This is a genomic window from Enterococcus sp. AMC1086, assembly GCF_058216575.1.
Map to the genome: position 1 here is coordinate 1256529 of NZ_CM177100.1, position 13861 is coordinate 1270389.

The 13861-nt window shown below is 36.9% G+C and carries 15 protein-coding genes and 1 other annotated feature; of the genes, 14 read left to right on the top strand and 1 reads right to left on the bottom strand.

Annotated features, from left to right (window positions below; all coding sequences use genetic code 11):
* Nucleotides 1–5 precede the first annotated feature (5 nt).
* The 8 genes from AC4BC4_RS05880 (at nt 6) to AC4BC4_RS05915 (ending at nt 6310) form a co-directional block, all read left to right on the top strand.
* Entirely contained in the window at nt 6–737 is a 732-nt protein-coding gene (locus AC4BC4_RS05880) for a hypothetical protein (RefSeq protein WP_490477078.1), read from the top strand.
* Between the two features lie 17 nt (nt 738–754).
* Nucleotides 755–1249: a hypothetical protein gene (locus AC4BC4_RS05885; protein ID WP_490477079.1), complete on the top strand. Its 495-nt coding sequence runs from the start codon at nt 755–757 to the stop codon at nt 1247–1249.
* Nucleotides 1250–1389: 140 nt separating this feature from the next.
* Nucleotides 1390–2574, top strand: coding sequence for an FtsW/RodA/SpoVE family cell cycle protein (locus tag AC4BC4_RS05890; protein WP_438756401.1), 1185 nt, complete (start codon nt 1390–1392; stop codon nt 2572–2574).
* Between the two features lie 18 nt (nt 2575–2592).
* Nucleotides 2593–2949, top strand: a complete 357-nt coding sequence (locus AC4BC4_RS05895; RefSeq protein WP_069645553.1) for an arsenate reductase family protein — start codon at nt 2593–2595, stop codon at nt 2947–2949.
* Nucleotides 2949–3284 (top strand): glycine cleavage system H family protein, encoded by a 336-nt coding sequence (locus AC4BC4_RS05900; RefSeq protein WP_490477080.1) that lies wholly within the window; start codon nt 2949–2951, stop codon nt 3282–3284. Before AC4BC4_RS05895 ends, AC4BC4_RS05900 begins: the two co-directional genes overlap by 1 nt.
* 48 nt (nt 3285–3332) lie before the next feature.
* Nucleotides 3333–3577, top strand: a binding site (T-box leader).
* A gap of 164 nt (nt 3578–3741) precedes the next feature.
* Nucleotides 3742–4776 (top strand): methionine ABC transporter ATP-binding protein, encoded by a 1035-nt coding sequence (locus AC4BC4_RS05905; protein WP_490477081.1) that lies wholly within the window; start codon nt 3742–3744, stop codon nt 4774–4776.
* On the top strand, nt 4769–5455 hold the full coding sequence (locus AC4BC4_RS05910; protein ID WP_490477082.1) for a methionine ABC transporter permease: 687 nt from the start codon (nt 4769–4771) through the stop codon (nt 5453–5455). The genes AC4BC4_RS05905 and AC4BC4_RS05910 overlap by 8 nt, the downstream gene beginning before the upstream one ends.
* A gap of 21 nt (nt 5456–5476) precedes the next feature.
* Nucleotides 5477–6310 (top strand): MetQ/NlpA family ABC transporter substrate-binding protein, encoded by an 834-nt coding sequence (locus AC4BC4_RS05915; protein ID WP_438756397.1) that lies wholly within the window; start codon nt 5477–5479, stop codon nt 6308–6310.
* Between the two features lie 157 nt (nt 6311–6467).
* Here AC4BC4_RS05915 and AC4BC4_RS05920 read toward each other — a convergent pair whose 3' ends face one another.
* Nucleotides 6468–7040 (bottom strand): hypothetical protein, encoded by a 573-nt coding sequence (locus tag AC4BC4_RS05920; protein ID WP_490477083.1) that lies wholly within the window; start codon nt 7038–7040, stop codon nt 6468–6470.
* A 387-nt stretch (nt 7041–7427) separates the two neighbouring features.
* Between AC4BC4_RS05920 and AC4BC4_RS05925 the strand changes: the two genes are divergently transcribed.
* The 6 genes from AC4BC4_RS05925 to sufB all read left to right on the top strand — a co-directional run bounded on the left by AC4BC4_RS05925 (nt 7428) and on the right by sufB (nt 13788).
* Nucleotides 7428–8249 carry a hypothetical protein gene (locus tag AC4BC4_RS05925; RefSeq protein WP_490477084.1) on the top strand — a complete coding sequence of 274 codons (822 nt, stop codon included), beginning with the start codon at nt 7428–7430 and terminating at the stop codon, nt 8247–8249.
* A 203-nt stretch (nt 8250–8452) separates the two neighbouring features.
* Complete coding sequence (gene sufC, locus AC4BC4_RS05930; RefSeq protein WP_438756393.1) at nt 8453–9223, top strand: Fe-S cluster assembly ATPase SufC; 771 nt, start codon at nt 8453–8455, stop codon at nt 9221–9223.
* Nucleotides 9224–9237: 14 nt separating this feature from the next.
* A complete protein-coding gene (sufD, locus tag AC4BC4_RS05935; RefSeq protein ID WP_490477085.1) occupies nt 9238–10524 on the top strand; it encodes a Fe-S cluster assembly protein SufD in 1287 nt (428 codons plus the stop codon).
* On the top strand, nt 10521–11756 hold the full coding sequence (locus AC4BC4_RS05940; RefSeq protein ID WP_490477086.1) for a cysteine desulfurase: 1236 nt from the start codon (nt 10521–10523) through the stop codon (nt 11754–11756). The genes sufD and AC4BC4_RS05940 overlap by 4 nt, the downstream gene beginning before the upstream one ends.
* Nucleotides 11743–12210 carry a Fe-S cluster assembly sulfur transfer protein SufU gene (sufU, locus tag AC4BC4_RS05945; protein WP_490477087.1) on the top strand — a complete coding sequence of 156 codons (468 nt, stop codon included), beginning with the start codon at nt 11743–11745 and terminating at the stop codon, nt 12208–12210. Before AC4BC4_RS05940 ends, sufU begins: the two co-directional genes overlap by 14 nt.
* A 183-nt stretch (nt 12211–12393) precedes the next feature.
* The gene (sufB, locus tag AC4BC4_RS05950) at nt 12394–13788 is read left to right on the top strand and encodes a Fe-S cluster assembly protein SufB (RefSeq protein ID WP_429949439.1); all 1395 of its coding nucleotides are present in this window, start codon (nt 12394–12396) and stop codon (nt 13786–13788) included.
* Nucleotides 13789–13861 lie beyond the last annotated feature (73 nt).

Genomic DNA, 13861 nt, shown 5'->3' on the forward strand with positions numbered 1-13861 from the left:
AGAAAATGCCGGAACAAAAATTTTACGATACACAACCCACAGGTGAAAATCATGAGGTAGATTACAAAGATCCTACAGATGTTGAAGAGATCGAAGAAGCAATCAAATTTGGTGTGGTCGATCCATTAACCCAAAAATACGCATTGTGGGTCAGAACAAAAATGTGGCGCCGTCATGTAAGAGAAGCAATTGCTAGAATGTCAGAATATTCGAGTGTTTTATTCAACCGAATCAAAGAAATTGCAGAAAAAACGGAAAAAAGACAAACACAAGTTGAACAGCGACAAACAAAAATAGAAGATCAATTTAGAGCTGTCCAACAAGATGCAACAATCGATAGTGAACTGATTAATGCTAGAAATAGCGAGTTGTACGGTAAATTTCCAGTGTTAGATGACCGATTGGAGAATATTGAACAATTACTTGTTAAATTTTTACCGATTGGTTTTGATGTGACAATCAATCATGCTTTAGGTGTGCAACCCGAAATCAACGTTCGAACATGGACTCATGGGATTGGGGTCATGAATTTAGGAACTGAGCCAACAGGATTATTTGGTGGTTCAGCAAGTCAATCGATTCCTTGTCAAGTAATGCATATTGGTGCTAATGAAAGTATTGTTTCACTGCCGGTTGAGTATAAAAATGAAGCCAAACTAGTAATGCTGGACGAGTTGCATTATATGATGCTGGATGAGGAAAATGTACGTTCAATTATTTTTGAATTACGTAAATAAGAAGGAGGAAAAAAAGAATGGAATTAGAAAAAATTTATAGAGGAATGGAAAATGGAGCAGAAACGATTCAAGGAAACTTTTCCAAGTTAGAAGAAAGAGCTAATAGTACAAAATCTAATGGATCTTGGAATACAATGGAAAAAATAATTATTACATCTTCAAATTTTGCATTGCCAATCGGAGACCAAGAAATAGGGACAACATTGTCTAAGACAGATGATACCACCGGCATTACAATAACGAAGAGAGGATTGTACTTCGTTTCTGCTTCGGTTTCAATACACATGTCAAGTAAAGGTTCTTGGGCAGACTTAAGAGTTTGTGTAAATAATACGGCAAAACTTACATCTTCAGCACAAATAGTTTCGGGAACAATGGTAGAAGTTTCCGCAATCGGAGGATTGTATCTTAAGGAAAATGATACAATAACTGTAAGGTATGTAGGCGATAGCACTTTAAACAACACTAATGCTAATGTTAGAAATCTTAAATTAGTCGTCTCAGAATTGTAAAACAAATTTGATCATTTAAAAAATTGTTAAATGATCAACCATTCCCTAAAATATTTCAAAAATCATCAATACTATACTTTCTTTTCTCCCTATAGAAAGTTATAATAAAAAGCGTATGATTTAAGGAAAAGGGATGAAAAATGAATAAAAATAAATTAATGCGTAATTTAGACAATAGAATTGATTATGGTGTGATATTGCCTGTATTCCTTCTTTCGATCATTGGGATATTGTCATTATATGTAGCGTTGAGTAATGATCCAAACCGACCACAAATCGGCAATATGTTGATGAAACAAGGATTGTGGTACTTAGTCGGTGGGGTCAGTATAGTGATCGTCATGCATTTTAGTTCTAAGCTCCTTTGGCGGCTAACACCTGTATTTTATGTGATTGGTTTGATCATGATGGGATTGCTTTTAAAATTTTATGATCCTTTTCTAGAATCACAAACAGGTTCTAAAAACTGGATCAGTATTGGCGGAACGACTTTTCAGCCTTCAGAATTGATGAAAGTAGCGTTTATCTTGATGTTAGCATATGTGGTGACTATGCATAATGTGAAGAATGTTCATCGGACGATAAAATCTGATTTTTGGCTGATCGGGAAAATGTTGCTAGTTACAATGCCAGTTATCATACTGATTTTACTACAGGACGATTTTGGAACGATGTTAGTCTTTTTGGCAATCTTTGGCGGCGTGTTTTTAATGTCAGGGATTTCTTGGAAGATAATTCTGCCAGCGTTTTTGGTGGCAATTTTAGTTGGAGCTGGAACAATTTATCTAGTGACAACAACTACCGGACGTGAATTTCTCTATTCAGTTGGGTTTAAACCCTATCAGTTTGACCGTATCGACTTATGGATGAATCCATTTCATCATGATCCGGATCGTTCTTTCCAACCAGCTTTGGCAATCACAGCAATTGGTTCTGGTGGTTTGCTTGGAAAAGGATTTAATGTCAGTGATGTGTATGTGCCGGTTAGAGAATCAGATATGATTTTCACCGTTGTTGGTGAGAACTTTGGTTTCATTGGCGGATGCTTTATTATTTTGCTATACTTTATTTTGATTTACCGTATGATTCGCGTTTGTTTTGATACAAATAATGAATTCTATGCCTATATTGCAACTGGGATCATCATGATGATTTTGTTCCATGTATTTGAAAATATTGGAGCGAATATTGGACTATTACCGCTAACAGGTATACCATTACCGTTTATCAGTCAAGGTGGTTCCTCGATTTTAGGAAATATGCTAGGTGTAGGATTGATCATGTCTATGAAATATCAAAAAGAGGCGACAATCGAAGACTATTAAATGAAAGAAGGCGTTAAAATGTACACATTTTTCTGGTATCCAAAATGTTCAACGTGTAAGAAAGCAAAAGCTTGGTTAGATGCTAAACAGGTAAAATACGAAACAATCGATATGATCGAAAATCCTCCAACTGCAAAACAATTAGCAAGCTGGATGGAGCAAAGTGATTTACCCGTTCGCCGTTTCTTTAATACAAGCGGTATTCGTTATAGAGAACAAGGTTTGAAAGATAAAGTCAATGACTTTTCGATCAAAGAAGCAAGTGAATTATTAGCGACTGACGGTATGTTGATCAAACGTCCGATTTTTGTTAAAGGAGATCAATTTTTAGCAAACGGATTTAAAGAATCTGATTATGAAGGAGCTATTAAATAATGGCTGAAGAATTGAAAATAATCGATAGTTTATGGCTTTTAAAAACAGGTGAAGGTTATAAAATTGGTTTGACAAATGAAGCACAAGAAGATCTAGGAAATATTACGTTTGCGACAATGCCTAAAGTTGGTCAAACGTTAAAAAAAGGGGATTCGCTGATCGAATTGGAAGCTGAAAAAGCTGTAAGTGATTTCAGTACACCAATCAGCGGAACGATTGTAGCAATCAATGAAGCAGCTGAACAAGATAATAGCGTATTAGATGATGCAGATCAAACAAATGCTTGGATCGCTATTTTGACAGGTGTTGATGAGAAAGAATTGGATCAAGCATAAAAATAATTGACAAGCTATTTGGATATTGCTATAATTTCATCAATAAAAGTAAAAGCTTTGAAAAGAAGAGTACATGTTGAAAATGTTTGAAGAGAGCCCTGTTCGCTGAAAATGGGCAACATGATTGAGATGGAAGATGGTCTTTGAGCGGAATAAGTAAGCAGATGTGAACTTATTACGGGAGTGCCCGTTATAGCACGACAGTATGCGAATTCAAGTACTGTATAAGGCTATTATTGTGAAATAATGGTAAAACAAGGTGGTAACACGAAAGACAAGCTTTCGTCCTTTTGTCAAATTAATGACGGGGACGGAAGCTTTTTGCATGTTCAACACAAATTTCAAACCATGTATTGAACAGACAAAAAGCATTGAACTACGAGATGTTACTCACTATAACACCTATCCTGTAGTATAATAAAAAAGAAGCAAAACCAAAGAAAGCGGAGGGGAAAAAATGCCTCTAATCGAATTACAACATGTACAAAAGCAATTTTCTGGTAAAAGCGGACAAGTAACAGCAGTTGATAATGTATCACTAACGGTCGATCAAGGAGATATTTATGGAATCGTTGGCTATTCTGGTGCTGGTAAAAGTACGTTAGTTCGTTTATTAAACGGTTTGGAATTACCAACACAAGGTGAAGTCATCATCCAAGGCCAAAATGTTGCACAGATGGCGAACCGAGAGCTACGTCAATTTCGTAAAAAAATCGGCATGATTTTTCAACATTTCAATCTTTTATGGTCAAGAACCATTCTAGAAAATATCATGCTACCTTTAGAATTAGCAAACGTTCCAAAAAATGTTAGAAAAGAACGTGCGCAAGAGCTTTTAAAGTTAGTTGGTCTAGAAGGACGTGGCGATGCTTATCCAAGTCAGTTATCTGGTGGTCAAAAGCAACGAGTGGGAATTGCCAGAGCTTTGGCAAACAATCCTGAGATTCTTCTGTGTGATGAAGCCACAAGTGCACTAGATCCACAAACGACAGATGAAGTATTAGATCTTCTATTAGAAATCAATAAAACGTTGAACTTGACAATCGTATTGATCACTCATGAGATGCACGTGATCCGCAAAATTTGTAATAAAGTAGCTGTAATGGAACTTGGTCAAATCGTGGAAGAAGGCGATGTGTTAGAAGTCTTTAAACACCCAAAACAAGCTGTTACAAAACGTTTTGTCCAACAAGAATTAGAACCAAAAGAAGATACAGAAGAATTATTACAAGAATTGATCAAAGAAAATCCAAACGGTCAAATCGTCGGATTACATTTTGATAATGAAAGTACAAATGAACCAGTCATTTCTCAAGCTATTCGTGAATTTGATATTGATATTTCAATTTTACATGGAGATGTCAAACAAACAAAAGAAGGCTCGTTCGGAACACTTACTGTGATTTTACTTGGGGATCCTATTGAAATTGAAAAAGCAGTAGAATTCTTTAAAAAAAGACAGTTAGGAGTGGAGGTCGTCACTCATGGATAAAAGTTTTTCAGAAACATATTTCAATTTTGAAAAAATCAATGTCGAAACGATGCAAAAAGCATTTTTTGATACATTGTATATGACTTTGATCTCGATGTTATTTGTTTTAGTCATTGGATTATTGTTAGGATTATTGCTATATACTACTCGTAGGAAAGAAGCAACCTATGCTAAAGTTTTATATACAGTGATCTCGCTAGTCAGTAATATATTTCGTTCTACACCATTTATGATTTTGATGGTATTAATTATTCCGTTTACAAAAATGATAGTTGGCACAATGCTTGGCGCGACTGCTGCCATCCCTGCATTAGTTCTATCAGCGGCACCTTTTTATGCACGTTTGGTAGAAATTGCATTTCGTGAAGTAGATGCTGGTGTTTTAGAGGCGGCTGAAGCTATGGGGGCAAATTATGGGCAAGTGATTTTTAAAGTTTTAATTCCTGAAAGCATTCCTGCATTAATTTCTGGATTGACTGTAACTAGTGTTTCGATGATTGGTTATACGGCGATGGCAGGCGCAATTGGTGCTGGTGGTTTAGGTGGTTTGGCATGGCAAGAAGGCTATCAGTTAGGCAATCTCACAGTTACTTTAGTTGCAACACTTATTATTTTAATCATTGTATTTATTTTTCAGGGGTTAGGAGATTACTTTGCCAAAAGAACAGATAAAAGATAAAAAGAGATGGAGGACGTTTTTATGAAAAAGAAACTAATTGGATTTTTAGCAGTTATTACTTTGACACTTGGCTTAGCAGCATGTGGTGGTTCGACTAAAAAAGATGCAGATACAAAAAAAGATGATACAGTATTAAAAGTTGGTGCTTCACCAACGCCCCATGCAGAAATTTTAGAACAAGTTAAACCAATATTGAAAAAAGAAGGCATTGACTTAGAGATTGTTAAATTTAGTGATTATATTTTACCAAATAAGTCTTTAGCTGAAGGTGAATTAGACGCGAACTACTTTCAACATATCCAATATTTTGATGAGCAAGTAAAAGATAATGGTTATAACTTTGCAAATGCTGGAAATATTCACATTGAGCTAATGGGCTTATACTCTAAAAAAGTTAAAGATGTTAAAGAGTTAAAAGAAGGAGCAACAATTATTACTTCTAATTCGAAATCTGATTGGGGGAGAATCATTACGATTTTACAAGATGCAGGATTAGTTAAAGTTAAAAGTGGTGTGAATTTAGCAACAGCAACTTTTGATGATATTGAAGAAAATCCTAAAAATTTAAAATTTGTTCATGATATTAACCCGGAATTACTTGCGACAACGTATCAAAATAACGAAGGAGATTTAGTAGCTATCAATGCAAACTTTGCTTATCAAGCGGGCTTAGAACCTAAAAAAGATGCAGTGTTATTAGAAAAAGAAAATTCTCCTTTTGTAAATATTGTCGCTGTGCGTGAAGATGATAAAAATAAGGAAAGTATAAAAAAATTAGTAGCTGCATTACAAAGTAAAGAAATACAAGATTGGATTTTAGAAAAATGGAACGGTTCTATTACACCAGTTAAATAAATTCAAAAATGAAAAAGAGGTTGGACCAGAAGCGTTTATTTCCGAAGAAGTTACTTTTGCTTCCACCGTTTATTCGAATTCTTTAAGGTTAGGATATAACTCTACGAGTTATATCCTAACCTCTTTTTTCATTTTTATGTTCCTAGTTTGTTATAATCTAGTTTCCGCCATTATAAACAAGGCTATTGGTATTCCACGCAGAAAGCCACACATTACTACTGCTTCCCCAATCTGTACTGTATAATCTGAATAGTCGATAGTAGTAGCCATTATACCAAAAACTTGTGCCATAATCTGAAACGTAATTCGGTCTGAAACTAAAGGCATTCATGTTACCAGTTACATACAAAGAACCAATACCGTTCTCATGCCAAGTGAATCCAGAAGGTGCTAAAGCATGACTGCGAAAAGCAGTTCTTTTTCTTCCTTGATTGTCTTTGATTGATCCTGTCTGAGCAATATAATATTGACTTGTAGCTGCTCTCATCTTCATTTTAAAGTCAAATTGAGATTGAGGTGGTTCCTCTGTAGTTAGATATTCTATCGGGACAGGACACGAATCCAATGCTCCATTTTCTTTTAAAATCTCAATAGCTTCTTGGTTAGCTTTGGGATCAGGTACAAAGTCCGTATAATTTGGGTCATAGGCCGCATCAACAAGTGTCTCATTGCAAAAGAATCCCAACTGAACCAAGAAACATAGCCCCAATAATTTTGTAAATTTTTTCATTTCCAACACTCCTTATAATTTAATGTGAATATAATTATAATGAAATGTGTTTTTGATTGCAATGTATTTTTTTTTAAAAGTTTATTTTTTTATGATGTTAAGGTTGTTATTTGAACACTTAGTGTTAAGTAATAATCATTTTAGTCCATCAGACTCTCCAAAATATCAACAAAAATCTGATCAGAATTAAATGAACGGATCAATTCTTATTAAGAGCCAAAGAGAGAGTTATTTGATTATGTTGCGTTGTTTTTAAAATGGGAATTTTACATGATTATTTTGAACCTACTATTCGTTGTGCTGTATGCAGGATCAGTTTATTTGATAAGAAGAGATGCTAAAAAAAGTGCACTTATGACTCCAATTCGGAATAAAAAAATTTTTATCGTGAGTGAAACAAAAAAAGTATCAATTTTTGAGAAAATAGACGGGAGTTATTTAATTCCAATATTTTTTGCCCATTTTAATAGGTATGAACGAGTGCAAAAGAAAAGAGCTCAATGCTTGTTTGAAGACGTTATAATCGAACTTGTAAGAAAGATTGGTAAAGGAAAACTAGAACAAATACCACAAAAAAATAGACAAATCTATTATGAAATGTGTATCGAACTTGCCGCCCCTTTTTGGTCATATTATTATTTGAAAACTAAGGATATTTTAGTTGATCAAACGCATTTAGAACAAGTAAACGAGCAACTAAAAAGTCACATGATGGAAAATGATAAACAGATGCAACAAGCACTAGATAGCTTCGTGTTGGCACGTAAGAATTTTTTTAAAACCAAAAGTCTTGTTCAAGCATTTCTTAAGACACAAACGCTTAAAAAGCCTAAACAAGAACCGTTGTTAATTATGCTTACGACTTATTTTTTGCTATTAAATGAAAATACACTAGCATTAGATTTTTCAGATAAAGTGGCACGAAAAATATCAGAACGGATTCCCAAATCCTATAAAAAAGCAAAGAAGAAAATCAAAAATATTGCTGCTTCGTCTTATAGAGAAGCAAGTAAAGATATCCATGATATGCTTTTTATCACGACACTTCCAGGTATCGATTTATCAAACTATAAATATATTAAGCGGTTAAGGATCATTTCGTATATTGATTTAGGCAGTATATCATTGAGTAGTAACTCAGATTCTAATCATAATAGTTCAAGTTCAAGTAGTGATTCTTCTAGTGGTGGCTTTTCTGGTGGTTGGTAATTGAATTTCTTAATAGAAAATTGTGGCTTTTGATAGATCAATAACAATAACATGTTTAGAAAGATTCTAATTAAGTCCAGTTTTTCACAAATAAAACCTAGATCAAATAAGAATTATTCTAGCAAAGAGATTGCTTATCATTCTCAATTAGGATAAAATGAATGAGAACGATAATAACTATTTTAAGTTGGAGGGAATTGTACATGTCCGTTTTAGAAATTAAAAATTTACACGTATCAATCGAAGATAAAAAGATTTTAAAAGGGGTTGACCTGACCATGAAAACAGGTGAAATCCATGCAATCATGGGGCCAAATGGAACAGGAAAATCAACCTTATCTGCTGCGATCATGGGAAATCCTAACTACGAAGTCACAGAAGGCGAAATCTTGTTTGACGGCGAAAATGTGTTAGAACTTGAAGTGGACGAACGTGCTCGTTTAGGTTTATTCCTTGCCATGCAATATCCAAGTGAAATTCCAGGAATCACAAATGCTGAATTCATGCGTGCGGCAATCAACGCTAAACGTGATGAGGATGACAAAATTTCGGTGATGGAATTCATCAAAAAATTAGATAAAAAAATGGATCTTTTAAATATGCCAGAAGAAATGGCTGAACGCTACTTAAACGAAGGCTTCTCTGGTGGAGAAAAGAAACGTAACGAAATCCTACAATTATTGATGTTAGAACCAACATTTGCGATTTTAGATGAAATCGATTCTGGTCTAGATATCGATGCCTTAAAAGTTGTTTCAAAAGGCGTAAACGAAATGCGCGGCGAAAACTTTGGTGCATTGATCATCACCCACTACCAACGTCTATTGAACTACATCACACCAGATGTGGTGCATATCATGATGGAAGGCCGTGTCGTGAAAACTGGCGGTGCTGAACTTGCCAAACGTTTGGAAGCAGAAGGCTATGCAGGAATCAGCCAAGAATTAGGTATCGAATACAAAGAAGAAGCATAAGGAGGACAAGATAAATGAAGGAAATAACAACAGCGAATTATCTTGACGACATCAACGCTTTTTCAGCCCGTAACGAAGAACCTACTTGGATGACGGACTTACGTGTAGCGGCTTTAGAAAAAGCTGAAAACCTAGAATTACCAAAGATCGAACGTGTGAAATTTCATCGTTGGCCTTTGTTTAGCGTGAATACTGAAGAGTATGCACCTGAAACGATGAATATCCCAAGCTTTGACGCAATGAAAGACAATCCAGTGATCGTGCAACAAGGGTCGATCACAGCATTTGAACAGCTTTCAGCGAAATTAGCTGATCAAGGGGTGATTTTCACTGACATGTTCACAGCCTTGCAAGAACATGGTGATCTAGTCAAAGAATATTATATGAACAAAGCGGTTGAAATGGATGAAGATAAATTAACAGCGTTCCATACAGCCTTTATGAATAGTGGAGTGTTCTTATACGTACCAAAAAATGTTGTCATCGAAGAACCGATCGAAGCAATCTTTATTCAAGATTCAGCGAGTGAAGAATCGTTCTTCAAACATGTATTGATCGTAGCAGATGAACATAGTGAATTCAGTTATCTAGAACGATTCCAAACAATTGGCGATCAAAAAGTCAAAATTTCAGCGAATATCGTCGTTGAAGTGATTGCGAAAGCTGGTTCTAAAGTGAAATATTCAGCTGTCGATCAATTAGGCGAAAATGTTTCAACTTATATGAACCGTCGTGGACATATCATGCGTGATGCCTCCGTTGATTGGGCCTTAGGTGTAATGAATGACGGTGACGTGGTTGCGGATTTTGATTCTGACTTAGTAGGCGAAGGCTCTCATTCAGAAGTGAAAGTTGTGGCAATCAGCGCTGGCAAACAAACACAAGGAATCGATACGCGTGTAACCAATAAAGCCTCTCACTCAGTGGGGCACATTTTACAACACGGGGTTATCCGTGAACGTGGTACTTTAACATTCAACGGAATTGGTCACATCCTAAAAGGGGCAAAAGGTGCAGATGCCCAACAAGAAAGTCGTGTCTTGATGCTCTCAGATAAAGCCCGTGGTGATGCGAACCCGATTTTATTGATCGATGAAAATGAAGTAACCGCAGGACATGCAGCCAGTGTTGGTCGTGTTGATCCAGAAGAAATGTACTATTTGATGAGCCGAGGTCTACGTAAAGATGATGCGGAACGTTTGGTTATCCGTGGCTTCTTAGGTTCAGTAATCACGGCGATTCCTGTGAAAGATGTTCAAAAAGAGTTTGTAGACGTAATCGAAGGGAAGTTGAATGCATGATAAACGCAGATAAGATTCGTCAGCAATTTCCCATCTTGTTTCAAGAAGTCAATGACGAGCCGCTTGTTTATCTGGATAATGCAGCAACAACTCAAAAGCCTACAGCAGTTTTAGATAAACTGACTTATTATTACGAACATGACAACGCCAATGTCCACCGTGGTGTGCATACCTTAGCAGAACGCGCGACCAAAGAGTATGAAGCTGCTCGTGAAAAAATCAGAGCCTTTATCAATGCCAAAGAAACAGCAGAAACGCTCTTTACCCGAGGCACAACGACGAGTTTAAATTGGGTCGCAAAAAGCTATGGCGATATAGCGGTAGAAGCAGGGGATGAAATCGTGATTTCCTATATGGAACATCATTCTAATATCATTCCTTGGCAACAATTAGTGGAACGCAAAGGCGCAATCTTAAAATATATCGAGATCACAGCAGATGGCTTTTTAGATATGGAAAGCGCGAAAAAACAAATCACGGATAAAACCAAGATCGTTTCTATCGCGCATGTATCAAATGTTTTAGGCGTGATCAATCCAGTGGCAGAGTTAGCCAAGTTAGCTCATAGTCAAGGTGCTGTATTAGTTGTCGACGGTGCCCAAGCGGTCCCGCATATGCCAGTGGATGTCCAAGCAATCGATGCTGATTTTTACGCATTCAGTGGGCATAAAATGTGTGGTCCGACTGGAATTGGTGTATTATATGGAAAACGTGAATTACTAGATCAAATGGAACCCGTGGAATTTGGTGGGGAAATGATCGATTTCGTGAATTTGTATGACAGTACTTGGAAAGAATTGCCTTGGAAATTTGAGGCAGGAACCCCCAATATTGCTGGAGCAATCGCTCTAGGTGCGGCAATCGATTTTCTAACAGAGATTGGTTTAGAAGAAATTCATCAACATGAAGCAGAATTAGTAGCTTATGTGTTACCAAAACTATTAGCGATCGAAGGTTTGACGGTTTACGGACCACAAGATCCAGCTCATCATACAGGTGTTTTGGCCTTTAATTTAGATGGCTTACACCCGCATGACACAGCGACAGCGTTAGATATGGAAGGAGTGGCAGTGCGTGCAGGACATCATTGTGCGCAGCCATTACTGAAATATTTAGACGTTTCGGCGACAGCTCGTGCAAGCTTCTATCTCTATAATACCAAAGCAGATGCAGATCGATTGATAGAAGCAATTTTAGCGACAAAGGAGTTTTTCCAACATGGCTCTATCTAAATTAGATAATTTATACCGTCAAGTGATTTTAGATCATTCAAGTCATCCTCATCATCATGGGATGTTAGCAGAATCAAGCAAGAAAATCGAAATGAATAACCCAACTTGTGGCGATGTGATCGAATTGCAAGTGGTTATTCAAGACAATGTCATTAAAGATATTGCTTTCAGCGGAAGTGGTTGTTCGATCAGTACGGCAAGTGCGAGTATGATGACAGATGCGGTGATTGGGAAGACATTAGCCGAAGCAGAACAGTTAGCTGAAGATTTTTCTCAGTTGGTACAAGGAAATGATGTACCAGAAGAAGAAAAACTTGGTGATGCGGCGATGCTTAGCGGTGTAGCGAAATTCCCAGCACGGATCAAATGCGCAACATTAGCTTGGAAAGCGTTAGAACAAGCAGTTGAAAATGACGGACAAGGAACAGCAGGACAATTACACTGCGAAGAATAAGAATAAATTGAAACGGTGAGAAGTCAGGCTGATTTTCAAACTAAGTAATCAGTGAGAAGTCAGGCAGGTTCTCGGCTGTTTCCTAAAATAATCAAAATCCAAAAAGCGGATTGTGTTTATTTTAGTCCAACAGCTCGAACCTAAACGCCTGATTCTCAACCTAAGAAAGGGACGTGAGATAATTTGAGTACTGTACCTGAGTTAGAAGAATACCAATTTGGTTTTCATGATGATGTGAAACCAATTTTCAGTACGGGAAATGGACTAACAGAGGAAGTTGTTAGAGAAATTTCACGTAAAAAAGAAGAACCAGAATGGATGTTAGAGTTCCGCTTGAAATCATTGGAACAATTCAACAAAATGGCTATGCAAGAATGGGGACCAGATTTATCTGATATCGATTTTGAAAAAATCAAATATTTCCAAAGAGCCAGCGACAAACCTGCTCGTGACTGGGATGATGTACCAGATAAAATCAAAGAAACCTTTGAACGAATCGGGATTCCAGAAGCAGAACGTGCCTATCTAGCTGGAGCTTCGGCGCAATATGAATCAGAAGTGGTTTACCACAATATGAAAGAAGAATTCCAAAAATTAGGAATCATCTTTACCGATACTGATTCAGCGTTGAAAGAATACCCAGATATATTCAAAAAATACTTCGCAAAATTAGTCCCACCAACAGATAACAAATTAGCAGCACTAAACTCAGCGGTTTGGTCTGGTGGAACGTTTATCTATGTGCCAAAAGGGGTTCGTGTGGATGTACCATTACAAACATACTTCCGAATCAATGCGGAAAACACAGGACAATTTGAACGTACACTAATTATCGTGGATGAAGGCGCAAGTGTTCACTACGTAGAAGGCTGTACAGCGCCTACGTATACAAGCAATAGCTTACATGCAGCAATCGTTGAGATCTTTACTCATAAAGATGCGTATACACGTTATACAACCATCCAAAACTGGTCTGATAACGTCTATAACTTGGTAACAAAACGTGCCAAAGCTTATGAAGGTGCTACAGTTGAGTGGATCGACGGAAACTTAGGTGCTAAAACAACGATGAAATACCCAAGTGTTTATTTAGATGGAAAAGGCGCTCGCGGCACAATGCTTTCAATTGCATTTGCTGGGGAAGGCCAAATTCAAGATACAGGGGCGAAAATGATTCATAATGCGCCAAACACATCAAGTTCAATCGTTTCTAAATCAATTGCGAAAGACGGCGGCGAAGTGAATTACCGTGGTCAAGTAACGTTTGGGAAAGATAGTGCGGGTTCGATTTCACATATTGAGTGTGATACGATCATTATGGATGATAAATCGAAATCGGATACGATTCCGTTTAATGAGATTCATAACAGTCAAGTGGCGTTAGAGCATGAAGCGAAGGTTTCGAAGATTTCGGAAGAACAGCTTTATTACTTGATGAGTCGTGGGTTGACTGAGGTTGAAGCGACTGAGATGATCGTTATGGGATTTGTGGAGCCGTTTACGAAGGAATTGCCGATGGAGTATGCGGTTGAGTTGAATCGATTGATTAGTTATGAGATGGAAGGGTCAGTTGGTTAAAATATAAATAAATAGTCAGAAACCTTAGATAATTAGGTTTCTGACTATTTTTTCGTTTTCACCATACTTTAGT